Raw genomic sequence first — 592 nt, forward strand, 5'->3', positions numbered from 1 at the left:
TTTGCTCGGTTGAATGCTGTCGAGCAGGGTCATCTCACTGACGTAATCTTCGCCGCGGTTGGTCGCTCGTCCGTATTGCGCTTGCTTGGCAAGCTTGCCCGAACGCAAATAAAGATCCGCTTTGATCGGGAACGCATCTTGCTCAGACAACCACAAATCGATCTTCTGATAACTCGCTCCCTTGGTTTTGGCCGTTAGGGCAAGGCGATAAGCCGCGATGCTCTGTCCATTTATCGTGAGGGTTTCCGTCGCTTTCCACTCGCCTTGGTAATCCTGGCTCCACGTCAACGTTGAAATATCACCAATTGAGGCTTCACCAAGCAGCTTTTGCATTGGCGTAATACGAATTGGGCGGCGGCTCTTTGGCATTTGCAGCCAGTAGTTGTCGCCCATCATCAGCATCTTCTGCCCCGCTTCGACCGCCGATTTGAACACCACCAGCGATTCACGGTTTGGCCGCGTGTACACATGGTAGAGACGCGTTTTGTCCAACTCTTGGTCTTGATACAAACGCACCAGAGACACCACTTTAGAAGAATCATCTTGCAAGCGGTAGCTGTCGGCTTTCTCAATCAACTGCGCGACTTGTTGT

Annotated in this window: 1 protein-coding gene; it reads right to left on the reverse strand. The window is 51.9% G+C overall.

Features of this window, described 5'->3' with window-relative positions:
• Positions 1-592, reverse strand: a 592-nt coding sequence (locus R8N47_RS26765; RefSeq protein ID WP_318186308.1) for an outer membrane lipoprotein-sorting protein, incomplete at both ends; no start/stop codon positions are given.

The organism is Vibrio sp. 2132-1, assembly GCF_033344315.1.